This is a genomic window from Amycolatopsis sp. CA-161197, from assembly GCF_050942255.1.
GTDB lineage: Bacteria > Actinomycetota > Actinomycetes > Mycobacteriales > Pseudonocardiaceae > Amycolatopsis.
This window is the reverse complement of sequence record NZ_CP192059.1, coordinates 899,125-926,069: the sequence shown is the minus strand read 5'-3', so window position 1 is coordinate 926,069 and position 26,945 is coordinate 899,125. Positions and strand designations below refer to the sequence as shown.

General features: G+C 71.5%; 22 protein-coding genes. 12 read left to right on the top strand and 10 right to left on the bottom strand.

The annotated features are described in order from the left end of the window. Positions 1 to 126: 126 nt before the first annotated feature. From ACQPXB_RS04610 to ACQPXB_RS04595, 4 genes are all read right to left on the bottom strand, one after another. Positions 127 to 831, bottom strand: coding sequence for a DUF5336 domain-containing protein (locus ACQPXB_RS04610; protein WP_366575641.1), 705 nt, complete (start codon positions 829 to 831; stop codon positions 127 to 129). A gap of 210 nt (positions 832 to 1,041) precedes the next feature. After that, complete coding sequence (sucD, locus tag ACQPXB_RS04605; protein WP_366575642.1) at positions 1,042 to 1,929, bottom strand: succinate--CoA ligase subunit alpha; 888 nt, start codon at positions 1,927 to 1,929, stop codon at positions 1,042 to 1,044. A 1-nt stretch (position 1,930) separates the two neighbouring features. Then, on the bottom strand, positions 1,931 to 3,100 hold the full coding sequence (gene sucC, locus ACQPXB_RS04600; RefSeq protein WP_432849651.1) for an ADP-forming succinate--CoA ligase subunit beta: 1,170 nt from the start codon (positions 3,098 to 3,100) through the stop codon (positions 1,931 to 1,933). Positions 3,101 to 3,217: 117 nt separating this feature from the next. After that, positions 3,218 to 5,143 (bottom strand): hypothetical protein, encoded by a 1,926-nt coding sequence (locus ACQPXB_RS04595; RefSeq protein ID WP_432849649.1) that lies wholly within the window; start codon positions 5,141 to 5,143, stop codon positions 3,218 to 3,220. Between the two features lie 1,138 nt (positions 5,144 to 6,281). Here ACQPXB_RS04595 and ACQPXB_RS04590 point away from each other — a divergent pair. Further along, on the top strand, positions 6,282 to 6,965 hold the full coding sequence (locus ACQPXB_RS04590) for a M23 family metallopeptidase (protein WP_366575959.1): 684 nt from the start codon (positions 6,282 to 6,284) through the stop codon (positions 6,963 to 6,965). Between the two features lie 796 nt (positions 6,966 to 7,761). Here the strand turns inward: ACQPXB_RS04590 and pcrA are convergent. Further along, positions 7,762 to 10,179, bottom strand: coding sequence for a DNA helicase PcrA (gene pcrA, locus ACQPXB_RS04585; protein WP_366575647.1), 2,418 nt, complete (start codon positions 10,177 to 10,179; stop codon positions 7,762 to 7,764). A gap of 125 nt (positions 10,180 to 10,304) precedes the next feature. Between pcrA and ACQPXB_RS04580 the strand changes: the two genes are divergently transcribed. From ACQPXB_RS04580 to ACQPXB_RS04550, 7 genes are all read left to right on the top strand, one after another. Further along, complete coding sequence (locus ACQPXB_RS04580; RefSeq protein WP_386946466.1) at positions 10,305 to 10,739, top strand: DUF1707 SHOCT-like domain-containing protein; 435 nt, start codon at positions 10,305 to 10,307, stop codon at positions 10,737 to 10,739. A gap of 164 nt (positions 10,740 to 10,903) precedes the next feature. Then, on the top strand, positions 10,904 to 11,200 hold the full coding sequence (locus ACQPXB_RS04575; protein ID WP_220246175.1) for a chorismate mutase: 297 nt from the start codon (positions 10,904 to 10,906) through the stop codon (positions 11,198 to 11,200). Between the two features lie 63 nt (positions 11,201 to 11,263). Then, entirely contained in the window at positions 11,264 to 11,569 is a 306-nt protein-coding gene (locus ACQPXB_RS04570; RefSeq protein ID WP_366575652.1) for a hypothetical protein, read from the top strand. A 591-nt stretch (positions 11,570 to 12,160) separates the two neighbouring features. Then, entirely contained in the window at positions 12,161 to 14,017 is a 1,857-nt protein-coding gene (locus ACQPXB_RS04565) for a hypothetical protein (RefSeq protein WP_432849645.1), read from the top strand. A gap of 291 nt (positions 14,018 to 14,308) precedes the next feature. Continuing rightward, positions 14,309 to 15,196 (top strand): hypothetical protein, encoded by an 888-nt coding sequence (locus tag ACQPXB_RS04560; RefSeq protein ID WP_366575655.1) that lies wholly within the window; start codon positions 14,309 to 14,311, stop codon positions 15,194 to 15,196. Positions 15,197 to 15,408: 212 nt separating this feature from the next. Then, entirely contained in the window at positions 15,409 to 17,046 is a 1,638-nt protein-coding gene (locus ACQPXB_RS04555) for a serine/threonine-protein kinase (protein WP_432849643.1), read from the top strand. Between the two features lie 13 nt (positions 17,047 to 17,059). Then, a complete protein-coding gene (locus tag ACQPXB_RS04550) occupies positions 17,060 to 18,190 on the top strand; it encodes a serine/threonine-protein kinase (RefSeq protein WP_366575658.1) in 1,131 nt (376 codons plus the stop codon). Between the two features lie 22 nt (positions 18,191 to 18,212). Here ACQPXB_RS04550 and ACQPXB_RS04545 read toward each other — a convergent pair whose 3' ends face one another. Further along, positions 18,213 to 19,115 carry a LysR family transcriptional regulator gene (locus tag ACQPXB_RS04545; RefSeq protein WP_366575660.1) on the bottom strand — a complete coding sequence of 301 codons (903 nt, stop codon included), beginning with the start codon at positions 19,113 to 19,115 and terminating at the stop codon, positions 18,213 to 18,215. A 105-nt stretch (positions 19,116 to 19,220) separates the two neighbouring features. On the opposite strand from ACQPXB_RS04545, the gene ACQPXB_RS04540 reads away from it, so the two are divergent. Next, positions 19,221 to 20,141, top strand: a complete 921-nt coding sequence (locus tag ACQPXB_RS04540; RefSeq protein ID WP_432849640.1) for a DMT family transporter — start codon at positions 19,221 to 19,223, stop codon at positions 20,139 to 20,141. Here the strand turns inward: ACQPXB_RS04540 and ACQPXB_RS04535 are convergent. Then, positions 20,138 to 20,845 (bottom strand): response regulator, encoded by a 708-nt coding sequence (locus ACQPXB_RS04535; RefSeq protein ID WP_255638645.1) that lies wholly within the window; start codon positions 20,843 to 20,845, stop codon positions 20,138 to 20,140. The two genes, ACQPXB_RS04540 and ACQPXB_RS04535, sit on opposite strands and share 4 nt — an antisense overlap. A 7-nt stretch (positions 20,846 to 20,852) precedes the next feature. Further along, entirely contained in the window at positions 20,853 to 22,265 is a 1,413-nt protein-coding gene (locus ACQPXB_RS04530; RefSeq protein WP_432849637.1) for a PspC domain-containing protein, read from the bottom strand. Between the two features lie 125 nt (positions 22,266 to 22,390). On the opposite strand from ACQPXB_RS04530, the gene ACQPXB_RS04525 reads away from it, so the two are divergent. Continuing rightward, the gene (locus ACQPXB_RS04525; protein ID WP_432849635.1) at positions 22,391 to 23,698 is read left to right on the top strand and encodes a PspC domain-containing protein; all 1,308 of its coding nucleotides are present in this window, start codon (positions 22,391 to 22,393) and stop codon (positions 23,696 to 23,698) included. Next, positions 23,691 to 23,903 (top strand): hypothetical protein, encoded by a 213-nt coding sequence (locus ACQPXB_RS04520; protein ID WP_364181835.1) that lies wholly within the window; start codon positions 23,691 to 23,693, stop codon positions 23,901 to 23,903. Before ACQPXB_RS04525 ends, ACQPXB_RS04520 begins: the two co-directional genes overlap by 8 nt. 61 nt (positions 23,904 to 23,964) lie before the next feature. On the opposite strand, the gene guaA is transcribed toward ACQPXB_RS04520, so the two are convergent. Continuing rightward, positions 23,965 to 25,521, bottom strand: coding sequence for a glutamine-hydrolyzing GMP synthase (guaA, locus tag ACQPXB_RS04515; RefSeq protein WP_432849632.1), 1,557 nt, complete (start codon positions 25,519 to 25,521; stop codon positions 23,965 to 23,967). Positions 25,522 to 25,663: 142 nt separating this feature from the next. On the opposite strand from guaA, the gene ACQPXB_RS04510 reads away from it, so the two are divergent. Further along, complete coding sequence (locus ACQPXB_RS04510) at positions 25,664 to 26,212, top strand: DinB family protein (RefSeq protein WP_366575670.1); 549 nt, start codon at positions 25,664 to 25,666, stop codon at positions 26,210 to 26,212. Positions 26,213 to 26,266: 54 nt separating this feature from the next. On the opposite strand, the gene ACQPXB_RS04505 is transcribed toward ACQPXB_RS04510, so the two are convergent. After that, the gene (locus tag ACQPXB_RS04505; protein ID WP_432849629.1) at positions 26,267 to 26,878 is read right to left on the bottom strand and encodes a rhomboid family intramembrane serine protease; all 612 of its coding nucleotides are present in this window, start codon (positions 26,876 to 26,878) and stop codon (positions 26,267 to 26,269) included. Between the last annotated feature and the right edge of the window lie 67 nt (positions 26,879 to 26,945).

The following is a 26,945-nucleotide window of genomic DNA, read 5'->3' as shown; positions in this document are numbered from 1 at the left end:
CACGAGGTGACAAGCACCCCAACGCGGCGTTGGTTGCGCTCAACGCACCGAATGCGGCGTTGGTTGCGTCCAGCGCACCGAACGCCACATTGGGGCGCGTCGGGCAGTCGGGCCGGGCCCGGTGGGTCAGCCCTGCTGGCCGAAGCCGCCCGGCGGGGTGCCCGGGGGCTTGCCCTGCTCGCCCTGCGGCTGCTGGAAGAACTGGCCCTGCTGAGGCGCGTACGTGGTCGCCTGCTGGCCCGGGGGCGTCGCGCTCGGCTGTTGCGGGTACTGGCCCGGCTGCTGCTGCGGCTGGTAGGGGCCGGCCTGGCCGTACTGCTGCTGGTAGTGCGGCACGGCGGCCTTCGGCGCCGGCGGCTTGAGGATGCCGTACTCCATCAGCAGCGCGGCCACCGCGACGAGCATCTGCACGATGCCGAGGATCAGCACCACCGTGACGATGCCCGGCGTGCTCGGCTCGGCCACCACCGTGTCGAGCGCTCCGAGCGCGCCGACCACGCTGAACAGCGCGGCGAACGGCAGCACGCGCGGCGCCTTCGGCAGGGCGTGCATCGCCGCGAGCAGGCCACCGGTGAGCAGGAAGATCGTTTCCTGGCCGACGTCACCCGCTTCGTCGGAGAAGCCGATGAAGTACTGGACGATGCCCAGCACGGTCACCACGAGCGCGAGCACGAGCGGGAGGTTCTGCGGCAGCACCGGCCCGGCCGAGGGCGGCGGTCCCTGCTGCGGCTGCTGTTGCGGGAACCCGCCGGACGGGGGCGGTCCCTGTTGGGGCTGCTGCTGGCCACCGCCCTGCTGGGGGTAGCCAGGCCCGCCGCTGGGGAAGGTCATCGGAAGCTCTCCTGTCGTTCGCCGGCAACTCCGGGGGAAGGTGGCACCCGGACGAAACACGTGACGGCCGCGTCGCCGAACGCTAGCGCATCCGAGGGTCCCCCGTCCGGGCCGTTGGACGCACGGGATGCCCGTTCGGTTGCGGCCGGAAACGCCGCGGGCCGGGCACCGATCCCGGTGCCCGGCCCGCGTTGACCGCGTTGGTGCAGGTCAGAGGTTGTTGTACAGCTCACGCGCGAGGACGGCGGTCTCGCTCGGGGTCTTGCCGACCTTCACGCCGGCAGCCTCGAGGGCCTCCTTCTTCGCGGCCGCCGTGCCGGAGGAACCGGACACGATGGCACCCGCGTGGCCCATGGTCTTGCCCTCGGGGGCGGTGAAGCCCGCGACGTAGCCGACGACCGGCTTGGTCACGTTCTCCTTGATGAAGGCCGCGGCCCGCTCTTCGGCGTCGCCACCGATCTCACCGATCATCACGATGACCTTGGTGTCGGGGTCCTTCTCGAACTCCGCCAGGGCGTCGATGTGGGTGGTGCCGATGATGGGGTCACCGCCGATGCCGACGGCGGTGGAGAAGCCGATGTCACGCAGCTCGTACATCATCTGGTAGGTCAGCGTGCCGGACTTCGAGACGAGGCCGATGTGGCCCGGGCCCGAGATGTCGGCGGGGATGATGCCGGCGTTGGACTTGCCGGGGCTGATCACGCCCGGGCAGTTCGGGCCGATGATGCGGGTCTTGTTGCCCTTGGCGACGGCGTGGGCCCAGAAGTAGGCCGAGTCGTGCACCGGGATGCCCTCGGTGATCACCACGGCGAGCGGGATCTCGGCGTCGACGGCCTCGAGCACCGCGTCCTTGGCGAACTTCGGCGGCACGAAGATGACCGACACGTCGGCGCCGGTCTCCTTGATCGCCTCTTCGACGGTGCCGAAGACCTTGAGGTCCTTGCCCTCGATGGTCACGGTCTGGCCGGCCTTGCGGGCGTTGACGCCACCCACGATGTTCGTGCCGGACTTCAGCATCTTGGTCGCGTGCTTCATGCCCTCGGAGCCGGTGAGCCCCTGCACGATGACCTTGCTGTTCTCGTTCAGGAAGATCGACATCTCACGCACCTGCCGCGGCGAGCTCGGCAGCCTTGTCGGCCGCGTTGTCCATTGTGTCCACCACGGTGACGAGCGGGTGGTTCGCGTCGGCCAGGATCTGGCGACCCTCGACGACGTTGTTGCCGTCCAGGCGGACGACCAGCGGCTTGGTGGCTTCGGCGCCGAGGATCTTCAGCGCCTCGACGATGCCGCGCGCGACCTCGTCGCAAGCGGTGATGCCGCCGAAGACGTTCACGAAGACGCTCTTGACGTCGGTGTCGTTGAGGATGACGTCCAGACCGGCCGCCATGACCGCGGCCGACGCGCCGCCGCCGATGTCGAGGAAGTTCGCCGGCTTCACGCCGCCGTGCTTCTCACCCGCGTACGCCACGACGTCCAAAGTGGACATGACGAGCCCGGCGCCGTTGCCGATGATGCCGACCTGGCCCTCGAGCTTGACGTAGTTGAGGTTCTTGGCCTTGGCCTTCGCCTCGAGGGGGTTCTCCGCGTCCTTGTCCACCAGGGCCTCGTGACCCGGGTGACGGAAGGAAGCGTTCTCGTCCAGGGTGACCTTGCCGTCGAGGGCGATGATCTTGTCCTGGGGGTCGCGCACCAGCGGGTTGACCTCGACGAGGGTGGCGTCCTCGGAGACGAAGGTCTCCCAGAGCTTCACGACCACGTCGGCGGCCTCGTCGATGATCTCGGCCGGGAAATTGCCGGCCTTCAGGATCTCGAGCGCCTTCGCCTTGTCGACGCCGGCGATCGCGTCGACCGGGATCTTCGCGAGCGCGTCGGGGCGCTCCACCGCGAGCTGCTCGATCTCCATGCCGCCTTCGGACGAAGCCATCGCCAGGAAGGTGCGGTTCGACCGGTCCAGCAGGAAGGAGAAGTAGTACTCGGACGCGATGTCCGACGCTTCCGCCACGAGCACGCGGCGCGTGATGTGGCCCTTGATGTCGAGACCCAGGATGGCTTCCGCCTTCTCCTTGGCCTCGTCCGGCGTCTGGGCCAGCTTGACGCCGCCGGCCTTGCCGCGGCCGCCGACCTTCACCTGCGCCTTGACGACGACCTGGGTGCCGATCTGCTCCGCGGCGGCCTTGGCTTCTTCGGGGGTGTTTGCCACCGAGCCCGGCAGAACCGGTACTCCGTGGGCGGCGAAGAGATCCCTCGCCTGGTACTCGTAGAGGTCCACTACTCCAGTCTCCTGACGACACGCCACTGTGGTGGTCCGTTACCGAACCGCGCTGTCGGACCAGTCGAGGTTAGCGACCAGCGCAGAAGCAGGGGACTCCGCACCTGGTGAAGTCGGTCACCGTACGCGGTCAGGGGGTGTGAGTCCGCCCACCGGGGCTGTTTTTTCGCCCCCGGCGGCGGCCGTCGCGGCGGCTGTTGCCGTGACGACGATCGCGGCGAGGCCGAACCAGAACCCGAGCGCGGGCGTCCGTCCGGCGATCCCTACGAGCGGCAGCTGTGCCACGTGGACGGCCAGCACGAGCACCGCACCGGTGAGCGCGGCCGCGGCGGCGCCGGGCCGGGAGCGGACGCTCAGGGCGAGCACGCCGAGGACGACGAGCAGCGCGGTGAGCAGTCCCCACGACGGAGTGTCGAAATCGGACCAAAGCCCGGGCGACGAGTAGCCGGGCGCGGTGAACACCGGCAAGCCGAGGGCGAGGACGGACAGGATCGCCGCCGCGACGACCGGCAGCAGCACCCGGGGGCGCGGGCCTTCGGTGCCTTCGTCGTCGCGCTCGACGACGCCGGTGACGACGGCCGCGAGCGCCGTCAGACCGGCGAGGCCGAGCGCGATCGCGGTGAAGACGGCGCCGGCGCCGAGGTGGTAGCTGAGGGTGCCGCCGAGACTGTCCAGTCCCGTCAGCCCGGTCGCCTGTGACGCGGTGATGGCGGTGCTGAGCACGGCCGTGCCGGCGAGGACGACGCCGGCCCAGACGACGGCGAGGATGCCGCGGGCCGATTTGTACGCGAACAGGAACGGCGCGGGCAGGGCGACGAGGATCGCGGCCGTGAGCAGGAGCCAGCGCGCGGGGCTCTGGGTCGCGGTGGCCGTGTCGAGCTGTGGGGCGAGCGCGCCCACGACTCCGACCACTGCCGTCAGCAAGGCGAGCAGGGCCGTGGCGGTGCGCCACAACGTGAGGCTCGGGACGCGGGCTTCGCCGGCGAGGTCGGTGCGTTCGACCTGCGCGATTTGGGGCGTCGCGAGGGGCGCGAGAACAAGGACGAGGACCATCGCCACCACGGCGACGACCGGTCCCCACGCGAGGTGCAGCCCGCCCACCGCCAGCCCGCCGACCAGCGGCGGCAGCGCCACGGCGAACGTCGCCGCGGCCGCGCCGCCGAGCGTCCCGCGCGCGACGCCGTCGGACGCCGCCCCGAACCCGAGCACGACGGCGAGCAGCAGCGCGCCCGCCATGACCAGGTAGCCAGTCAGCGCCAGGCCGGGGCCTTCGAACGCCGAGTGCGCCGGGAAGAACGGGTTGTCCGAGACGACGGGCGCCATCAACAGCCCGACGCCGGCCGCGATCGTGAGCAGCGGCACGACCAGCCGCCAGCGCCGCCGTCCGCCGTCGTCCCCCGCGACCTCGTTGAGCTGCCGCGCCACCTGCGCCGCCGCGATCCCCGCGGCGATCGTGAGGACGTGGCCCGCGACGAGCAGCCAGAACCCCGCGCCGACCGCACTGCGGTCCAGCAGCCGGTCGGGCAGGTACAGCTCCGGGCGGACGGTTTTGGAGCCGTTGGCGAAGAACTGCAGGTCGAGCAGCAGGCGGCCGGGGGCCAGGGCGGCCAGGCCGATCGTGAGGCCGGCGGCCAGGCCGTGCCTGCCGCTGTACGCCGCCGCCGCGACGATCCCGGCCGGGACGAGGGCGAGGAGGGCCAGAAGGGGCCAGGCGAGGTAACCCGGGCTCGCGTCGGGCGAGACGGGGAGGATCGCGCCGGCCGTCAGGGCGAGGGCACCGATGCCGAGGAGTGTGACGGCGGTTTTGAGCGGTGGGGAGGGGGTGCGGTCGGTGTATTCGAGGTCGAAGTGGGGGCTGGGGGCCGGGTCCGCTTCGGTGGTCGTGGAGCTGGTTCCGGCTCCGGTGGGCTTGGTGCCGGTGACGCCACCGCTGCCCGCTGCGCTCTGGCCAGACCTCTCGACTTCCGCCTTGTCACGGCCGCTGCCATTCGCGATGCGCCGCCCGCCATCGCTTACAGCCTCGGCGCCGCCAGTGCTCCGCACATCACCGCTCTCGCCCGCTGCTCCGCGCGCACTGTTCTCTCCTCGGCGACTCGCACCATGGGCGTGATCGGCCGAGGTGTTCGAGGAGGCGCGCTCGGCGTCGGGACCGCCGCTCCCACCGCGGCTCTCGCCCCTGCCGCTGCCGACCCCGCGGTGTGCGGTCGACGTGCCATTCGCGGGGACGTTGCCATTCGCACGGGACGAGACGCCGCCGGTGGCATCGGCGGGGGCGCCGGACCCGTCGGCGGACTTGCGGCTACTCCCCCGGCGCTCACGGCGGGTCTCGGCGCGGGCGCGCTCCCGGGCGGCCGCCTTGCGCTCGGCGAGGCTGGGCCGTCGGGGGCCGGCGGGCGGCCTGGGGCTGTCCGGGTCGGAATCGGAACGGGCCGGGGAGGAGTCCCCGTCGTGGGGTCCTTCGGACGAAGTCATCGGACGCGACGCTAGCAAGTCGGACACCGCGCGGCCCCCGCAGTGGGAGGGAGGAAGCCGGAGGCGCGAAGGGCAGCCGTCGACAACGGGGCCCGGCGCCGCAAGGACTGCAACCGGTGGCGGTGAGGCGTCGGTGCACGTCGGTGGGTTGATCGGGCGATCGGGTGATCACCCAGGGAGGCGAGTGACCGGCGCCACACGAGCGGGCGTGAATTCCCTTCAACACAGGGGCGCAAACGTTTATTTCAACGGTGGGGCCGTTCGGCGGGGTGCGAGGGGGCCGTTCGGGGGCGCGGATGCCCGAAAGTCCTGTAATGGAGATCACACTGATCGGAGTAGTTTCGGATTAACTTTGGGTAATCCCTACAGCTAGCAGCGTGATGCGGGCCGCCCGTTCGGCCGAAACAGCGGGGGCACCTTGCTCAAAACGGTGCCCCTTCGTTACTGTCCCCCGGTCCCCATTACAGTCAGGTCACGAAGCGCAACGCCGAGCCAACCACCCCCGAGATTGGCTCAACGGGATCCCCCGCCCGTAGTCGCGCGACGATCCGGCTCCCCGACGATGGAAGGCCCTGTCTTGGCTTCACACCGCTCCCCCGGCGGCCAAGCCCCTTCCCCGGCGCTGAAGGACGCACTGGACGGTGCGGTCATCCGCGTGCGGGGTTCGCACCGCATCGCCCCGCCGTCCTCCGCCCTGCGTGGGCGGGTCGTGGTCGCAGCTGTCGCGGCCGGCGCGTTCGCCGCTGCCGCCGCGGGCCAGACCCTCAAGACCGTGACGACCGACTCCGACACCGCCGTCACCCCGCTCGCCAACGCCCAGGACGCGAGCGCCTCGTTCACCCTCGGCAGCGCGGGTTCAGGGGGAGCCCCCGAGCTGCTGCCCGCCGGCCACTCGATGGACGCCTCCGCCGAGGCCGCCCGCATGGCCGACAGCCTGAAGGTCACCGAAGCCCGCGAGAAGGCCGAAGCCGCGGCCGCGCAGAAGGCCAAGGAAGAAGCCGAGCGCCCCAAGACCTGCCTGCCGGCCCACGGCACGTTCACCTCGGGCTTCGGCGCCCGCTGGGGCAGCAGCCACCTCGGCATCGACATCGCGAACTCGATCGGCACCCCGATCTACGCCGCCTCCGACGGCACCGTCATCCAGGCCGGCCCCGCCAGCGGCTTCGGCCTCTGGGTCCGCATCCAGCTCGACGACGGCACCATCCAGGTCTACGGCCACATGAACAGCTTCTCCGTCCACGAAGGCCAGAAGGTCAAGTGCGGCGAGCAGATCGCCGAGATCGGCAACCGCGGCGAGAGCACCGGCCCGCACCTGCACTTCGAGGTCTGGCAGAACGGCACGAAGAAGATCGACCCGCGCCCGTGGCTCGCTGCCCGCGGCATCGTGGTCTGATTCTCGACTGGCTCTCCTTACTGTTCTTCGGTTTCACCGCTTTTCCACCCGGCCACGGTCCGCGCCCCCCGCGCTCTCCGTGGCCGTTGTGCTTTCCCGCTGCAGCAACGAGAAGCCCTCGCCGCAGCGCACGGTGCGGCGGCACCGCCACCGAATCGGCTTGGGCGCCGCGAGCCGTCCGAGACCCGCGCTCGGCCCGCCCGCTTCGATCTCCTCGCCGCGTCCCCGCGGCTGCTTGCCCGACGCCCTCAGCACCACGGAGATCGCGCGGCTACGGCGCCCGAGCGTCCTCTCGGCCGCAGCAGACAGCTCTAACGCTCCCCGGTGGGCGCGCGGCGGATGAAGTACGCGACAGCGACCTGCCAGACCGTGCAGAGGCCGGCCGAGCGCCGACGGACAGGCCACCGGCCCAGGCGGCCCGCGCCGCAGGTTTGGCAGTGGCCGTCAGGCCCGAGGTCGTGATGACGGAGCAGGGCGCGCCACGCGGCGGCCAAGCGGTGCGCTTCCCCCGACGCACACCCGAAACCGGGCCCCGAAGCGCCGACAGCGCCGGCTGAACCGAACCCCGACGAGCCGCACCCCGTATCGGCAGAACCGCCGGAAACCCCCGCAGGTCCCGAAGTCCCCAGAACTCCCCGTAGGTAGTCCTGTACCCCTGCGGCCAGGACCCCAAACAAGATCGCGTCCACACCCTCGTGCTCCCTCCCGAGGCGGCCGGTGAACGAGCACCAGCCTACCTCATTCGTTCGAACTTGTGTTCGACTGGAGGGAGCCTAACCGAGGGGTCCGACAAAAATCAGAGCTTCACCATCGGCACGCTGCCGATCAGCATGAGGCGGACCTTGCCGGACGCACCGAAGTCGATGGTGGCCGTGGCTCGGGGACCGACGCCGTCGCAGGAGATGACGGTGCCGAGGCCGTACTTGTCGTGGCTGACACGGTCGCCGACGTCGAGCTTGAGGGCCACCGTGTCCTTCCAGCCCTTGCCGAACGGCGACGACGACGTAGTGGAGGACGACGACGGCGACCGCCGGCCCCACGTCGTAGCCGCACGCGGGCCCGAGGACGACGAGCCCGAAGACGACCCGAAGTTGCCGAAGCCCGGCGAAGACGGCTCCAGCCGCCGCCAGTCGACGAGGTCCGGGGGCAGCTCGTCGAGGAAGCGCGAAGCCGGGTTCATCTGCGGCTGGCCCCACGCCGAGCGCACCAGCGCGCGCGAGACGTACAGCCGTTGCCGCGCGCGCGTGATGGCCACATAGGCCAGCCGACGCTCCTCCGCGAGCTCCGTCGGGTCGCCCAGAGCGCGCATGTGCGGGAAGACGCCGTCCTCCCAGCCCGTGCAGAACACCACCGGGTACTCGAGGCCCTTCGCCGTGTGCACCGTCATCAGCGTGACGACCCCGGCGCCGCCGTCGCCCTCGTCGCCGCCGTCGGGCGACGGGATCGAGTCGGCGTCGGCGACCAGGGACACGCGCTCCAGGAACGCGGCGAGCGAACCGGGCGCGGGCACGCCGTCGTCGAGCACCAGCTCGGCGTTCTCGTCCTGCTGGACCTCGGCGGTGAACTCGGCGAACTCGCGCGCCACCGTGACGAGCTCCGTGAGGTTCTCGACGCGGGAGGCGTCTTGCGGGTCGTCCGACTCCTCGAGCTCCGCGCGGTAGCCCGTGCGCTCCAGCACGGCCTCCAGCAGGTCGTGCACCTCCGAGCCCGACGCCGCCAGTTCGCCCAGATCGTCGAGCAGCGACACGAACCCCGTGATCGCCTTGGCGGAGCGCGGGTTCAGCAGCGCCACCTTGCCCTCGACGGCATCGCGCAACGCCGCCGCGAAAGTGATGCGCTCGCGCTCCGCGTGCGTGGCGACCACCGCTTCGGCGCGGTCGCCGATGCCGCGCTTGGGCACGTTGAGGATGCGGCGCAAGGAAACCGTGTCGTCCGGGTTCGACAGCACGCGCAGGTACGCGAGCATGTCGCGCACCTCGCGCCGCTCGTAGAACCGCACGCCGCCGACGACCTTGTACGGCAGGCCGAGGCGAATGAAGATTTCCTCGAACACGCGCGACTGGTTGTTGGTGCGGTAGAAGACGGCGACGTCGGAGTAGTCCGCCTCGCCCTTCTCCGCCAACGCGTCGATCTCGCCCGCGACGAACGCGGCCTCGTCGTGGTCGTTGTCCGAGACGTAGCCGACGATCCTCTCGCCGTCGCCCGAGTCGGTCCACAGCCGCTTCGCGCGCCGGTTGGGGTTGCGCTCGATCACGGCGTTGGCCGCCGACAGGATCGTCTGCGTGGAGCGGTAGTTCTGCTCCAGGAGAATGGTGTGCGCGTTGGGGAAGTCGCGCTCGAACTCCTCGATGTTGCGGATCGTCGCGCCACGGAAGGCGTAGATCGACTGGTCCGCGTCACCCACCACGACCAGCTCCGCCGGGTCGATGCCGGTGTCGGTGGCCTCGGTGCCCGCGAGCACGCGCACCAACGTGTACTGCGCGTGGTTCGTGTCCTGGTACTCGTCGACCAGGATGTGGCGGAACCGGCGGCGGTAGTACTCCGCGACGTCCGGGAACGCCTGCAGCAGCGACACCGTGCGCATGATCAGGTCGTCGAAGTCGAACGCGTTGGCCGCTTCGAGCCGGCGCTGGTACTCGACGTAGACCTCGGCGACGCGGCGCTCCAGGTCGTTCGCGGCGTTCGCCACGGCCGCGTCGGGGTCCGTCAGCTCGTTCTTGAGGTTCGAGATGTGCACCGCGAGCGTGCGCGCGGCGTACTTCTTCGGGTCGATGTCGAGGTCGCGCGCGACGAGCGTGATGAGGCGCTTCGTGTCGTCCGAGTCGTAGATGGAGAAGCTCGACGACATGTCCAGCGTCTTCGCCTCGCGGCGCAGGATCCGCACGCACATCGAGTGGAACGTGGACACCCACATCGCGTTGGCGCGGCGGCCGACGAGCGACGCGACGCGTTCGCGCATCTCGGCCGCGGCCTTGTTGGTGAACGTGATCGCCATGATCTCGCCGGGGTGCACCCCCCGCTCCGCCAACAGGTACGCGATGCGGCGCGTGAGCACACGGGTCTTGCCCGACCCCGCGCCGGCGACGACGAGCAGCGGCCCGCCGGCGTGCATGACCGCTTCGCGCTGCGCGGGATTGAGGTCCTCGAGCAGCTCGGCGGTGGCCTTCCGGGCAGGCGCGGGCTTTTCTGCGGGGAGATCGAAGAGGGTGTCCATCGCCTGTCCACGCTACCCCTGGGGTACGACACGTTCTTCACAGGCAACTGCGCCTGTCGACGTACACGACGGTGTCGCCTCCCGTCCGACGCGCGGAGGCGTCCGCGGGCGGAGCATCGAACGGTATGGAAGACAAGATCCCCGCCCGGTTGAGGGCATCCGACAGCGACCGAGAACGCGTCGCCGCGATCATCCAGTCCGCCGGTTCCGAAGGCCGGCTCACGCTCGAAGAGGTGGAGGAGCGGCTCGGCACCGTCTACGCGACGCGCTACGTCGACGAGCTCGGCGCGCTCACCACCGACCTGCCGCGCCCCGAAGTCGCGCGACGGCCGGGATCCGGCTGGCCGCTCACCCGCGCCGCGTTGCGCGAGCACCCGGCGCTGCGGATCCACGCCGTGATCGTGGTGGCGCTGGCAGTGCTGCTGATCGTGCGGTGGGCCGTGCTGGGCGTCGGGTTCTTCTGGCCGGCGATGCCGTTGTTCTGGCTGTTCGTCACCCTCGTGGTGCACGCGCGGGTGCGGAGTTTCCGGCGGCGCGGTGAAACTCCTGTGCCATACTGACCGCGTGCGGCACAGCAGTGAGCGATTTTTCTACGGGACCCGGACTCCGGCTCCCGTGATCGCGTAGTGCCCCACCCGCCATCACCCGCAGCCCCGGAGTCCACGGACCCGGGGCTTTCGCCGTCCCAGGGGCCACTGGGAGTCCGGACTTCAGAGAGGTCCCGATGAACGCGCAGACTCAGAACGCCGACGGACAGCCCGCCGAGAACACCGCCGCCGGCGAGGACATCTCCTCGCTGCGCAAGGAGATCGACTGGCTCGACGCCGAAATCCTGCGGCTGGTGAAACGCCGCGTGGAGGTGTCGCAGACGATCGGCGCGGCCCGCATGGCCGCCGGCGGCACGAGGATCGTCTACAACCGCGAGATGGACGTGCTCGCGCGCTACCGCGAGCTGGGTCCGGAAGGCCGCCAGCTCGCGATGGCGCTGCTCAACCTGGGCCGCGGCCGCCTCGGCCGGTGAACTTACGGCCACATCAGGGACTTCCCCGATCCGCCGGTCCGCGAAAACGGGCAGACTGGACCCATGATTAACGTCATCGCCGTCATCATCGCGATCGCGAGCGTGCTGGCGGCACTGGGCCATGTCGGTTACCTGGCGCTGCTCAACAACGCGGCGGGTAAGCGGGCCGGCGGTGCGCCCGTCGCGCAGTACGTGCGCAGCCGCTGGGCGGTCGCCGGTGGTACCACGGCGGCATCACTGTTCGCGTGGCTGCTCACTTTAGGGGGAGGCGCAGCCGACATCATCGCCATTCTGATTGCTGTCGGTAGCGGTGCTGTGGCGACGAAGGCTCTCCAGACGACCCGGGAGAAGTACCGCAGCGGAGGGTGAGCAGCTCTACCTGCGGCGATTGCACTGCGTAGCGTGACCTCACGCCTGTTCGGTCGCCCCCGACAGAGTGAAACCTGTGCAAGTTGCAGGTTGCCCCGAGACTTTCGCCTGGCGGTTTTCTAGTCTTGGGTTCGTGAGGACCCATGCGTCTGGGTCGGGCGACGCCCGGAGGACGCGCGGGAGCTGCGGCTCCGCGCGCCTACTGCCGCGTGCGCGTGCAGATGCGCGGGAGTTCGCAAGTGTGGACGCAAGTGACTCCGTTCGCGCCTCTGCTCCGATCGGGTTGATCGGAGTGCCGGCGCCGTCACGCCCACACCGGGGAGGGGTCGGACGGGCATGACGGGAAACGCGATGGGTGGGTCGAGAAGCTCGAGCCACCCGGACACGGTGACGGCCGCAGAGGTCACGGTGCCGGGCAGGCACCGCGCTCGCAGTCTTCAGGACACGGACACGTGGACGCCCGTGGTCCCGCCACACGGCGGAGGTCACCACCGCCACCGGCCCGGCGCCGAGCCGGTCGACGCGCCGCCGTTGTCCCCACCTCGCCGACGGGCGGCCTCGACGTTCGCGCCCACGAACGGCACTCTGCCCGTGCCCGGACCCGGCGTGCTCCTGCCGCAGCCCCAGCAGGCCCGGCAACCGCACCCGCGCCGCCCCATCCCGCTCCCGCAGCCGACGCGCCGGCCCGACGAGCCGCGTGAGCAGCACCGTCTCCACGAGGACTACCACGCCTACGGCGCGCTTCCCGAGCACGCGCTGAACGGCCGCGGCCCGTACGCCCCGCCGCCCACGCCAAGCCGCACCGAGTTGCCCCAGCCCGGCCAGGGCGACCGGGGTTTCACCGCCGGGCGCCTCGACGAGGCCGGCCTGATCGGTGGCCCGACGATGCCTGAGCCGGAGTCGCTCTGGAGTGGGGCGCACTCCGGTGACCTCGCGGAAGTGGCCGGGCCGGAGTTCTCACCGGCCGAACGACGGGGGTCCGCCGGGCAACCGCAGTCGCGCGATCTCGCCGACACGGCCGGCCCCGACTTCGCGGACGACGAGCGGCGCGTGTCCACCGGGCAGGCTGTGCTGCCACAGCCCGGTGCCGTCGCCGCCGGGCCGGCGTTCGCGCACGACGAATGGCGCGGATCCACCGCGCAGGCCAAGCAGCCGCACCTCCACGACCTCGCCGACACGGCCGGCCCCGACTTCGCGGACGACGAGCGGCGCGTGCCCACTGGGCAGGCCGTGGTGCCGGATCCGCAGCCCGTGAGCGAGATCGATCGCGCGTGGGCCGCGCCGGGGACCACGCGGTCACTCGCCGACGTGCCGGGGCGCGACGGGCTCGGGCGGCCGCAGGTGCGGCGCAGCCGGCGTGAGCGGGTCGCGGCGACGGCGGCCACGCTGGCCCAGCCGCAGGCCCCGGGGCACGACGAGCACGGTGAATCCGGCGAACCCGGCGAGCACGACGAGGACCAGGTCACCCGGCTGAGCGCGGCGCCGGAGCCCGCCGCCGAGGAGCCGGTGAAGCCTGAGCCGCCGCGGCGTCAGCGCGTCACGCTGCGGGCGCCGGCCAAGCCGCGGGTGCGCGGGCCGTTCGACGAGGCCTCGCTCGACGAAGACGACGAAGTGCGGGTGTACGCCGCTCCCCTGCTCGACGGGCTCGGGAAGTTCGACCTGGGCTCCGTGCCCGCGTCGGTCACCCCGCCCAAGACGTGGCGGAAGGCCGCCTGGTTCGCGACCGGCGCGTCGGGCGCGGTGGTGGTCGGGCTGCTGTTCGCCGGGACCTTCCTCGTCGGCGGACCCACCACGACCACCGACGCGCTCGGCGGCGGCTGGCCGGGCCGGCAGAACGGCGGCAACCCGCTGATCCTCCCGGACCCGTCGCTCGGCCAGCAGGGCGGCACGGGCGGCGACTCGCCCGACAGCAGCCGCGCCGGTGGCGGCCGCTCCGGCACGCGGGAAGACGACGACCCGAACACACACCCGCAGAACGCCGTGGGCTCCGAGACCAGCGAAGACCAGTCGCCGACGGACTCGTCGTCGAGCGCCGGCTCGTCGGACCCCGTCACGACCGGGCCGACGTCGACGCCGGAGCAGCCGCCCGCGAAGCCGCCGGTCACCCCGGCGTCGCGCGAGACCGCGCCGACCACCGTCTGGTACGACACCGGCAAGGACCCCCAGGCAATGGGGGACAACACCGAGAAGTTCTTCAACAACGTCACCACCGACCCGAACGCGGCCGCGGCCGTCACCACCGGGGACCTCAAGCAGGAGGGCGCGCAGGGCCTGCGCCAGCGCTACTCGAACGTCGCCTACTTCGAGGTGAAGAAGGTCGAGATCGACCCGGACAACAACACCACGGTCAACACGCTCGAGGTGACCCACACCGACGGCACCAAGACCATCGAGCAGCGCACGCTCACCTTCGGCGACGACGAGAAGATCGCCGACGACGGCGCCTGACCAGGCCTGATCGTCCGGCCCGGGCCGAACGTTTCGTGCAGGTGCAGACTGCCCGTTCCGATGCACGTGCGGTGCGGTAAGCGGTTGAACTTGCTCCGGGTGGGTGACATAAGCTGCCGCTCGTCGTATGACGACGGCATTCCGGCGACTGAGCCTGGCGGGTGCCCGCCGCCACAGGGTTACCTGGCGACAGCGGGTCCGGGAACCGACCACGAATCGGCCGTCCGGACCAGCGGCGGTACGACCGAACGGCCGTACCGCCGTCCCCCGAACCCCAGAGCGAGGACTTTCGTGCTTGATCGGCAGCGCACACGGCGTGAGGCCCGCGAGGTCACTGCCGTCCGCGTCGAGGATGTGATCCCTCCCGAGCTGCTCGACGGCGTCGGTGACGCGGACCGCGACTACCTCGAGCAGGTCTTCCGCGAGCCGCAGAAGTACCTGCCGCCGCGGTCGCACCGCGCGGAGGCCGCCAGATCCGCCGAGCCGGCCGAAGAGCCCGAGAGCCGCTTCGCCCGCCGCGCCAAGCAGGCGGGCCTCGTCGGCGCCGGCGCGCTCGTCGCGGGCGCCGTGGTCACCGCCGCCCTGCTCAGCGGCGGTCCCCGGCCGACCACGCCGGTCGCCGAGGACACCATCCCCGCCGGTTTCAGCGGCGCCGCCGCGCTCGGCGGCCAGGCCGTGCCCGGCCCGCAAGAACACGGCGCCGGCGGCACGACGTCCGGTCACCGCCAGGGCACGCAGGCCGCGTCCGGCACCACGCAGCCGACGCAGGACACGGGCTCGACGACGCAGCAGACCGGCGCGCCCAGCACGGCCGCGCCGAGCACCACGCCGCCGTCGGAACACGCCGAGTCCGAGGGCGCGGACGCCACGTCCGACGCCGACAAGCTGCAGGCCGTGAAGGCCTTCTACTCCTCGATCGACAAGAACCCCGACAGCGCGCTGGCGCTGCTCGCCCCCGGCCTCGCCCAGGGCGAAGCCGGCAGCCTGGTCCGCGCGTGGAGCGCGGCCCGCTCGATCGACGTCCAGGAGACCCGCGTGCAGGGCGACGGTTCGGTGGTCGCGGTCGCGGTGCTGCACCAGGCCGACGGAACACTGCTCCGCGTCACGCAGATGTTCGACGTCGTGGAGCACGACGTCATCTCCGAAGCGCGACTGCTCTCCGCCGTCGCATTCTCGTGACCTGCGACGATCCAGTTCCGGGTAGACGATCAGACCGTGCCGAGTGTGTGTGCACAGAGTGAACGCCTAGCCTTGTCACGGGCCGGTCTCGGGAAAACCGGCACACGGCCCACGACAGGTGCCTACGCTGCGGTGCTGCGGCCGGTTCGAGGTCGCGTCTTCGGGGTGGGCACGTCCCGCTCCGGGCAGTCGGAGCCCCAAAGGGAGGTCGCGTGAGCGACGAGGGTCGTCTGGTCGCCGGCCGGTACCGCATCATCGGCCGGATCGGCACGGGCGCGATGGGTGCCGTCTGGCAGGCACACGACGAGGTGCTGGGCCGCACGGTGGCCGTCAAGCAGCTGCTGATGCAGCCGGGCCTCGAGGAGCACGACGCCGAAGACGCCCGGCAGCGCACCATGCGCGAGGGCCGCATCGCCGCGCGCCTGCACCACCCCAACGCGATCTCGGTGTTCGACGTCGTCACCGACGACAACGGTCAGCCGTGCCTGATCATGGAGTACCTCAACTCCACGAGCCTGGCCCAGGTCCTGCAGGAGCGCGGCACGCTGCCGCCGCTGGAGGTCGCGCGGATCGGCGCGCAGGTGGCCGCTGCGCTGCGCGAGGCGCACGCCGTCGGCATCGTCCACCGCGACATCAAGCCCGGCAACATCCTGCTGGCCGGCAACGGCACCGTGAAGATCACCGACTTCGGCATCTCGCGCGCCAAGGACGACGTCACGGTCACCAAGACCGGGATGATCGCCGGCACGCCCGCCTACCTCGCGCCCGAGGTCGCGATCGGCGGCGACCCCGGCCCCGAGTCCGACGTGTTCTCGCTCGGCTCCACGCTGTACGCCGCGTGTGAAGGCCAGCCGCCGTTCGGCCTGTCGGAGAACACGCTGAGCCTCCTGCACGCCGTCGCCGCGGGGCAGATCAACCCGCCGCGGCAGTCGGGTCCGCTCGCGAGCGTGCTCGCCGTGCTGCTGCACCCCGACATCCACCACCGGCCCACCGCCGAGGAGTGCGAAGAGCTGCTGGCCTCCGTCGCACGGGGCGAAACGCCGCTGGGCGGACCGGCCGGCGAGACCGTGATGGTGGCCTCGGCCGGCACGCTCGGCGCTGCCGCCGTGGCCGGCGCTGCCGCCACGCACCTGTTCCCCGAAGAGGACATGGACGACGCCGCGCACTCGGGCACGCTGCTCGACGCGCCCGGCCCGGCGCAGCAGTACTACGACGACGAGGCCGACTACCCCGCGGCCGCCGCGTACCCCCAGAACGACTACGACGGCTACGACCAGCAGTACCAGGGCGAGCCCCCGCTGTACGGCGACCCGGGCCGCAACGGCCTGGCCGCCACCCGGTCCGTGCCGACACACGACGTCTACGCCGACGACCAGTACGACGACGGGTATGACGACGGCTACGACGAGCCGCCGCCCCCGGCGCGCGGCCAGACCAGCCCCACCGACGACGAGGACGAGAAGCCGGGCGCGTGGAAGAAGCCGGCGATCATCGGCGCGATCGTGGTGGTCGGCCTGGTGGCGCTCGGCGTGTGGCTGCTGAGCTCGAACAACCCGCCGGACGCGTCGCAGCAGCCCGCTCCCCCGTCGACCTCGGCAAATGTGGTGCCGACCACAGGTTCGGTGCCTTCGACCGAGGAAGCAACCACGAGCGAGGAAGAGACGTCCTCTTCTGAGGAGTCCTCTACACGCGAGACGACGTCGTCTCGCCGGACAACCCAGCGGAACACTCCTTCGCGGGAGACTTCGTCCGAACAAGAGACCCCGTCCACTACTTCGAGTTCGAAGACAGTCTCGCCTCCGACCTCGACGGACACGTCCACGGGCAGTCCGCCGTCGTCGAACAGTTGATCCAGGATCAGATTTGAGTTCAGAAGGCACCATCGTCGGCGGCCGGTACCGGCTCGACCAGCCGATCGGCCGCGGCCGCGCGGGCATCGTGTGGCAGGCGTTCGACACGCGGCTGTTCCGCACGGTCGCGATGAAGCGCATGTACCTGCCCGTCGGCCTGCCGCCGGACCGCGCCGAGCAGGCGCGCGCCGCGGTGATGCAGGAGGGCAAGGACGCGGCGCGCGTGGACCACGCAAGCGCGATCACCGTGTACGACGTGCTGCCCGACGGACCTGACGTCTGGCTGGTGATGGAGTACATCCCGTCGCGCGGGATGGCGTCGTTCCTCGCCGAGCACGGGCGGCTCACGCCCGAGCAGGCGGCGTCGCTCGGGATCATGCTGGGCGACGCGATGGCGGCGATCCACGCGGCCGGCATCGTGCACCGCACGCTCGAACCCGGCACGGTGCTGCTGGCCGACGACGGCGGCGTGAAGCTCACCGACATCGGCATCACCGGCGGCGGGGCGCACCCGGCCTACCGCGCGCCCGAGGTCACCCGCGGTGCCCCGGCCTCGCCGGCCGCCGACGTGTTCTCGCTCGGCGCCACGCTGTACACGGCCGTGGAGGGCGTGCCGCCGTTCGGCGAGGACGGCGAGGCGTCCGAGCGGCCGCCGCAGAACGCCGGGGTGCTCGCCGGCGCGTTGCGCAAAATGCTGCGGATGGACCCGACGGCTCGTCCGACGATGGCGGACACGGTGGCCGCGCTCAGCGCCATCACCGAGGGCCGCGAGCAGACCGCATTCATCCCGCCGACTGCGCCCGCGATGCCGACCATGCCCGCGTCGCGGCCGATGCCTCCGCCGCAGCAGGGCCAGCCGGGACCGTTGATGCAGATGCCGGTGCAGCAGGTGCCCTACGCGCCGGCCGCGCCGCAGCCCATGCAGCCGCCGATGGTCGCCCAGCCCACGCAGCAGATCCCGCCCCAGCAGCAGCCGGTGCAGCAGCCGTCCGCGCGGTTCGTGCCGTCGGCGGCTCAGCAGGCGGCGGCAGCCGCCGAGGTGCGGCAGAAGGCGGCCGCGCGCCGGAAGCTGATCCTCACCGTGGCCGCGATCCTGTGCGCGGTGCTGATCGGGATCGGCGTTTCCGAGCTGTTCTTCGTCTGAGTCGTCTGGGTCGTAAGCGCCGTCAGGCGACCTTCGCCGTCGCCTCACGCATCGCGTCGATCAGCGTCCGGACAGCCGGGTTCCCCACGGCCCGCGCGGCGATGGCGGCCTGGATGATCCGGCACGGCTCGGGGTTGCGGATCCGCCGCACGACCACACCCGGGTGCGGTGTGCCGACACCGAGCTCCGGCACCAGCCCCACGCCGAGCCCGGCCGCGATGAAGCCCTGCGCCGTGAGGTAGTCCTCCGACTCGACCACGATGTTGGGCGCGAACCCGGCCGACGCGCAGGCGCCGTCGAGGATCGCGCGGCACATCCCGGGCATCGGGTCCACGCCCACCCACGGCTCGTCGGCGAGGTCGGTCAGGTCGAGCACGCGCTTGCGCGCCAACGGGTGCGCGCGCGGCAGCACCGCGCGGTACGGGTCGTCGAGCAGGTGCACGAGCTCGATCCCCTTCGCCGGCGGCGCGGGCCGCGGGAAGACGACGATCGCGACGTCGGCGCGGCCCTCCTCCACCTCGGGCATCGGGTCGTCCGGATCGACGAGCTTGAGGTCGAGCCACACGCCGGGGTGCTCGCGGCGGACGGCGGCCACGGCGTGCGGGATCACCGACGCGCCGGCCGTGGCGAAGTAGCGGATGGCCAGCTTGCCGGTGCGGCCCTCCTTGAGCTCGGTCAACGCGGCTTCGGCGCGCGCCAGCTCCGCACTCAGCGTCTCCGCGTGCTCCGACAGCAGCACGCCTGCGGGCGTGGCGCGGATGCCGCGGCCGACGCGTTCGAGCAGCTCGGTGCCGGCCTCACGTTCGAGGACCGAGAGCTGCTGGCTGATCGCCGACGGCGTGTACCCGAGGTTCCGCGCCGCGGCGGTGATCGACCCGCTGGTGATCACCGCGCGCAGCACCTGCATTCGCCGCACATCGAGCATGCGCTGAATTCTACAGCTGAGCTTAAGCGTTCCTGCAGTTATTTTCGCTTGTCCTTACGTCTGGGCCGGGTCAGGCTGGACTTCGGCCGAGAAGGAGGAACTGGGGTGGGCGAGACGAAGACCCTGCTCAGGATTGCCGCGCTGGCACTGATGTGGGGTTCGAGCTTCTTCTGGATCAAGCTGGGGCTCGCGGCGTTCTCGCCGGTGCAGCTGGTGCTGGCGCGCCTGGTGCTCGGCGCCGTGGTTCTCGTGGCGCTGTGCCGGCTCGGGCGCCGGCGGCTGCCGACGGACAAGCGCACGTGGCGTCACCTCACCGTGGCCGCGTTCTTCCACAACGCATTGCCGTTCCTGCTTTTCGCGATCGGTGAGACCACTGTGGACTCCGGCATCACGGGCGTGCTGAACTCGACGACGCCGCTGTGGGTGCTCGTGGTGGCGCCGTTCCTCGGCGTCCGGCACCGGATGACGGCGATGCGCGCGACCGGGCTCGTGGTCGGCCTGGCCGGGATCCTGCTGATCTTCGCGCCCTGGGAAGCGTCGGGTCTGCTGAGCTGGGGCGCGCTGGCCTGCCTCGCGGCGGCGGCGAGCTACGGCTTCGCGTTCGTCTACGAGGGCCGCTACCTCTCGGACACCGGCGACTCGCCCTACGCGCTGTCGGGCGGGCAGATGATGATCGCCGCCGGGTTCCTCGTGCTGGTGGTGCCGTTCGGGGGGCTGTCGCCGATCCACCTGACACCGCTGGCCGCGTTCGCCGTGGTGATCCTCGGCATCGGCGGCACCGGGATCGCGTTCGCCCTCAACTACCAGCTGCTGGCCAGCGAAGGCGCCGTCGCGGCTTCGGTGGTCGGCTACCTGCTGCCGATCGTGTCGGTGGCGCTGGGCGCGATCTTCTTGCACGAGCAGCTGAGCTTCCGCGTGATCGCGGGCATGGTCGTGGTGCTGGGCGGCGTCGCGCTCACGCGGGTGCAGCGGAGGAAGAAGACCGAGGCCCCGGCGCCGCTGGTGGCGGCGGAGCCCGCCGCCTAGACGAGCCGGCGGTCCGACGCCCAGCGGGAGAGCTCGTAGCGGTTCGACAGCTGGGTCTTGCGCAGGACGCTCGACACGTGCGTCTCCACCGTCTTGACCGAGATGAACAGCTCCGACGCGATCTCCTTGTACGCGTAGCCGCGCGCGAGCAGGCGCAGGACGTCGCGCTCGCGAGGGGTGAGCAGGTCGAGCTCGGGGTCGTTGATGGGGGCCGAGCCGGGCCGGTCGGCGAACGCGTCGAGCACGAAGCCGGCCAGGCGCGGGGAGAACACGGCGTCGCCGTCGGCCACGCGGACGATGGCGCGCACGAGTTCCTTCGACGAGATGGTCTTGGTGACGTAGCCGCGCGCGCCGCCGCGGATCACGGCGATCACGTCCTCGGCGGCGTCGGAAACCGACAGCGCGAGGAAAACGACGTCGGGCAGCTCCGGGCGCACGCGGCGCAGCACCTCGGCGCCACCGCCGTCGGGCATGTGCACGTCGAGGAGCACGACCTGCGGCTTGGTGCGCGCGATGCCGGCGACGGCGTCGGCCACCGAACCGGCCTCGCCGACCACCTGGACCTCGTCGGTGATCGAGTCGAGCTCCGTGCGGACCCCGGCGCGGAAGAGCGCGTGGTCGTCCACGAGGAACACCTTGACCGGCTCGCGCTGGGTCTCCGTCACCGTGCTGCTCCCTCGCTCGTTGTCGCCCAGCCTGAGCATAGCGACGTCACGCCGCGCCCTTGGCCGCTTTGAGCGGCATGGCCAGCTGGACTTCGGTGCCCTCGCCCGGCGCGGTGCGCAGCTTGCACGTGCCGCCGTGGCGTTCCATGCGGCCGCGGATCGAGTCGGCGAGGCCGTGGCGGTCGGCTGGGACCACGTCGGGGTCGAAGCCCTTGCCGCGGTCGCGGATGAAGACGGTGACCTCGGTGGGCTCCACCTCGGCGTACACGCTGACCTCGTCGACGCCGGCGTGTTTGGCCGCGTTGACCAGCGCCTCGCGGGCCGCCTGGACGAGGGCGGTGAGGGGTTCGTTGAGTTCGACGTCGCCGACCACGACCTGGCTGACGGAGATCGCGAAGGTGTCCTCGACCTCGCCGCACGCGGCGCCGAGTGCCTCGGAGAGCGGGACGGCGCCCTCTTCCTGTTCCTTCGACTTCTTGTCGCTCGGCTTGCCGTAGCCGCCGGGGCCGTAGAGCCAGCCGCGCAGCTCGCGCTCCTGGCCCCGCGCCAGCCGCGCGACATCGTGCGGCTGGTCGGACTGGCGCTGGATCAACGCGAGCGTCTGCAGCACGGAGTCGTGCAGGTGCGCGGCGATCTCGGCGCGCTCGTCGGTGCGGATGCGGGCACGGCGCTCGTCGCCGAGGTCGCGGACCAGGCGCAGCCAGAACGGGATCGTCAGCACGGCCACGCCCACCAGCGTCGCGAGCACGGCGATGAGGGCGAACTTGACCTGGTCGAAGCTGCCGCTGCGGAAGACCACGACCCCGATGCCGGTGGCCACCAACGCGACGCCGGCGAGGATCCGGATGATCGCCGCGCTGCGGCCGCCGCCACCCACGAACGCACCCGTGACGCCGTCGCGCGCCCCCGTGCGCCAGCGCCGGCGTTGCGATTCGTCGGCCTCCCGCCAGACCACGGCCGCGCCGAGCATGGCGATGGCCAGCGGCACCGCGACCCAGCCGCGGATGGTGCCGCTGAGCGTGCCGCTCGCGATCGCGAGGCCGATGCCCAGCGCGATGAGCCCGAACGCCTGCTGACGTTCCTTCGTCAGCTTCTTGCTGTCGACCTCGGCGGTGTCCTCGGCCTGCTGCGGCACGAACACCCAGAGCAGCCCGTACGCGAGCAAGCCGGCGCCGTTGAGGGCCGCGAGCAGCGCGAACGCCGTGCGCACCCACACCACGGGCACCCCGAGGTGGTCCGCGAGCCCGCCCGCGACACCGGCCACGGCCCGCCCGCTGCGGCGCCGGTACATCTTCGGCCGCCCGGCCCGCTCGCCGACCTCGGAATTCCCGGATGTCGCCGGGGTCGGCGAAGCCGCGGTGGCCGTCATGACGGCAGGCGGCACCGGCCCCCGGGCCGGGTCGCTCACCTGCCCGGCGGCGCCGAGGTCGAGGAAGTCCTGCACGTCGTCCATCGTCACACGCCGCGAGCGGTTCTGACATCGGGGAAGCCCCTGATCACGACCCGGACACCGGCGGCACTCAGGGGAAACCTCAGGGAACGTCCCCGATGTGGCGCCGCCGCGGGCCGCGCATGCTTTGGCCTATGAGTGGTGCGAACGAGGCGCCGAGCCCGAAGTCGAATCCTTTCAACGGCTTCGAGGAGACGGTGAAGGATTTCTGGGTGAGCCGGCCACGCCGGCCGCACGCGGGACGCAAGGTCGCGGGTGTCGCGGCGGGGCTGGGGAACCGGTACGGCATCGACCCGGTCGTGATCCGGGTGGCGCTGGTCGCGGCGATGGTGTTCGGCGGCTTCGGGCTGGTGTTCTACCTGCTCGGCTGGCTGCTGTTCCCGAGCGAGGGCGACGAGACCTCGGGCTTCGAGGCGATGATCGGCCGCGGGCGCTCGACGATGTCTAAGGCGTTCGCCGTGGTCCTGACGCTGGCGTTGATCCCGGCGGTGGGGTGGACCTTCGGCAACGGCTGGTTCGACGGCGGTGGCCTCATCGGGTTCGCGCTGCTCTCGGCAAGCCTCTACCTCCTGCACCGCAGCCGCGGACAGGACAACCGCCCGGCGCCGGTCGTCGCGTACCCCGCGCATGAGACGGCCCAGGCCGTGCCCGGAACCGGAGCCTTCACGATGACGGACACCACGACGGAGCCCATGGGCGCCGCCGCTCCCGGCTGGGACCCGCTGGCCGCCGATCCGGCAGGCTGGGACCTGCCGGACCCGGCGGGCCCGACGCCGCCGGAGAACCCCTACCACTACGAGTCGAACGACCCCACCCCGCAGCCGCGGCAGCCGCGGTCGAAGATCGGTTCGGTGACGATGGCGGCGGCCGTGGTCGTGGCCGGCGTGGGCGCGGCCCTGAACCTCAACGGCGTCGACTGGTTCTCGGTGCACCACATCATCGGCCTGGTGCTCGGCGTGCTCGGTATCGGCATGGTGGCCGGCGCGTTCGTCCGCGGCTCCCGCGGGCTCATCGCACTGGCGCTGCCGCTCGCGATCGTCGGCATGATCATGACGACCAGCGCGTTCAACAGCATCGACCTGCGCGGCGGTGTCGGCGACCTCAACGCGACCCCGCACTCGGTGTCCGAGCTGCAGCCGGTGTACCAGCACGCGGCGGGCGACATCGACCTCGACCTGACGCAGCTGCCGGCCGGCGACCCGATCGCCACCTCGGTCAGCAACGGCGCCGGCGACACCCGGATCACCGTGCCGTCGACGGCCGACGTCACCTACACCTGCAAGAACTCCGCCGGCGACGTCGACTGCCTCGACCGCTCCACGAGCGGCGTGGGCCGGCCCGCGCTCACCGGCACCGACTTCGGCGACGACGGTGTGGGCGGGCAGAAGATCACCCTGAACGTGACCAACGGTGCCGGCAGCGTGGAGGTGCTCCGTGGCTGACAACTCGAACATCCCGACCCGCCGCCGTGGCGTGGACGTGATCACCCTGATCGTCGGCCTCGCGACCCTGCTGGTCTCGGGTTACGTGCTCTCCGACGGCGCCAGCTGGCTGCCCACCTTCGACTTCCGCTGGGTCGTCGCGGGCGGCGCGGTGTTCATCGGAGTGCTGCTGCTGGCGGCTTCCTTGCGGCGCAAGCGGTACTGACACCCGGCACCACTCAACGCGAAGGGCCCCGTCGAATCCCGACGGGCCCTTCGCGTTCAGGTCATTCCCACTCGATGGTGCCCGGCGGCTTGCTCGTCACGTCGAGGACGACGCGGTTGACCTCCGGCACCTCGTTGGTGATGCGCGTGGAGATGCGTTCCAGCACCTCGTACGGCAGCCGCGTCCAGTCGGCGGTCATGGCGTCCTCGGACGACACCGGGCGCAGCACGATGGGGTGGCCGTAGGTGCGGCCGTCGCCCTGCACGCCGACGCTGCGGACGTCGGCCAGCAGCACCACCGGGCACTGCCAGATCTCCTGGTCCAGGCCCGCGGACGTGAGCTCCTCGCGCGCGATGGCGTCGGCCGCCCGCAGCGTCTCGAGCCGGTCGGCCGTGACCTCGCCGATGATGCGGATGCCCAGGCCCGGGCCGGGGAACGGCTGGCGCTGCACGATCGTCTCCGGCAGCCCCAGCTCGAGGCCCACGCGGCGCACCTCGTCCTTGAACAGCAGGCGCAGCGGCTCGACGAGCTCGAACTGCAGGTCGTCGGGCAGGCCGCCGACGTTGTGGTGGCTCTTGATGTTCGCGGTGCCCTCGCCGCCGCCGGACTCGACGACGTCGGGGTAGAGCGTGCCCTGCACGAGGAACTTGTAGTCGCCCTGCGCCTTCAGGTCGCGCTCGGCCTGCTCGAACACGCGGATGAACTCGCGGCCGATGATCTTGCGCTTCTCCTCCGGGTCGGTCACGCCGGCGAGCGCACCGAGGAACCGTTCGCGCGCGTCGATCGTCACGAGCTTCACGCCCGTGGCCGCCACGAAGTCCTGCTCCACCTGCGTGCGCTCGCCCGCGCGCAGCAGTCCGTGGTCCACGAACACGCACGTGAGCCGCTCGCCGATCGCGCGCTGCACCAGCGCCGCCGCGACGGCCGAGTCGACGCCGCCGGACAGGCCGCAGATCGCCCGCCCGTCACCGATCTGCTCGGCGATGCGCGTGACCTGTTCGTCCACAATGGACGACGTGGTCCACTGCGCCTTGATGCCCGCGATCTCGGTCAGGAACCGGCGCAGCACCTCCTGCCCGTGGGGCGAGTGCGCCACCTCCAGGTGGTACTGCACGCCGGCGAAGCCGCGGTCGACGTCCTCGAAGCCGGCCACGGCCGCGCCGTCGGAGCTGGCGGTGACGACGGAGCCCTCGGGCGCCTTGGTGACGCTGTCGTTGTGGCTCATCCACGCCGTCTGGTGGCCGGGCAGCCCGGCGTGCAGCCGGCCGCCTTCGCCGACCACGCGCACGTCGGTGCGGCCGAACTCGCGCACGCCGGTCGGCTCGACGACACCGCCGAGCGCGCGGGCGAGCAGCTGGTGGCCGTAGCAGATGCCGAGGATCGGCACGCCGGCCTCGACCAGCTTCGGGTCCATGCCGGGAGCGCCCTCGGCGTAGACGCTCGACGGGCCACCCGACAGGATGATCGCCGACGGGTTCTTGGCCAGCAGGTCCTCGGCGGTCGAGCTCGACGGCACGACCTCGGAGTACACCTGTGCCTCGCGCACGCGGCGGGCGATCAGCTGCGCGTACTGCGCCCCGAAGTCGACGACGAGTACCGGACCGGTGGGATTGGCCACCTACGACCTCCAGGCGAATGAGCGCTTTTGCCTCCATCGTCCCAGGTGGGCTGGGTCACGCCGCCCGCACCCCGCAACTCGCCCCGTCACCCGGCCCCGAATGAGGACCGCACCTGTCCGCGAAGCGTCTTACGGTTCCCCCATGACTGTCGCATGGACCACTGAACTGCACGACCAGCTCGACTGGCACTGGCAGCACCACGTGCGCTCGCGCCTGGAAGGGCTCACGGACGACGAGTACTTCTGGCAGCCCGTGCCGAACTGCTGGACCGTGCGCCCGCGTGCGGAGAAGCCGGACGGGCCCGGAGCCGGGGACTTCACCGTCGACTTCGCCTACCCGGAGCCGGTGCCGCCGCCCGTCACGACGATCTCGTGGCGCCTGTCGCACATCATCGTCGGGGTGCTCGGCATGCGCGCCGCGTCGCACTTCGGCGGGCCGGCGATGAGCTACGAGACCTTCCCCTACGCCGGCACCGCGGCCGAGGCGCTCGACCAGCTCGACTCCGCGTACGACAACTGGATCAAGGGCGTGCGGGGGCTCGACGCCGAAGCGCTCGCGCGTCCGGTGGGCAAGGCCGAGGGTCCGTTCGCCGAGTACCCGATGGCCGCGCTCGTGCTGCACATCAACCGCGAGACCATCCACCACTGCGCGGAAGTGCTGCTGCTGCGGGATCTCTACCGCAACCGCTGACACGACGACGGCCCGGTCCCCCGACCGGGCCGTCGTACCCCCAGCACCCCCGGGCTAGGCGCGCACCTTCGGCAGGAGCGCGAACCCCAGCACCATGCCGAGCAACGCGGGCAGGCAGTGGTTGTCGTGCACGAGCGTGTCGACGATCGCGAGCGGTGCCACGAGGATCGGCACCACGAGCACCTGCGTCGGCAGCTGCACGCCGTGGCGCGCCGGCGCCCGCAGCAGCGCCACGGCCAGCGCGCCGATGAGCCCCGCGACGCACATCGAGTTGCCCGCGCCCACGGGCTGCAGCCAGACGTAGCTCATGAACTGGCCGAACAGCCCACACCCGAAGTACAGGACGAACGTGCGCACGCGGCCGAAGTAGCTTTCCGCCAGCGTGCCGAAGATCGCCAGGACCACCAGGTTGAAGACGCCGCCGACGAGTCCGCCGTCCTGGAAGAACATGCCGGTGAGCAAGCGCCACCACTGCCCGGCGTCGATCGCCGCGCCGTCGCGCCGGACGTGCTCGAGCAGCCCCGCCGCCGCGAGCTGAGCGACGAGCGCCGCCGCCGTGACGAGGAACACCGCGCCCGTGAGGACGGGTGCCCGGCGCGGGCCGATCCGGTCGAAGACGGCCACGAACGGGTTGCTGTGCCAGCGTTCCGAGGTCCGGTTGGTCATGCTCTGAACGTAGGGAGAGCCCCGTGCGAGCACCCCGGACATTTGTCACGACCGGGCCGGGGCATGC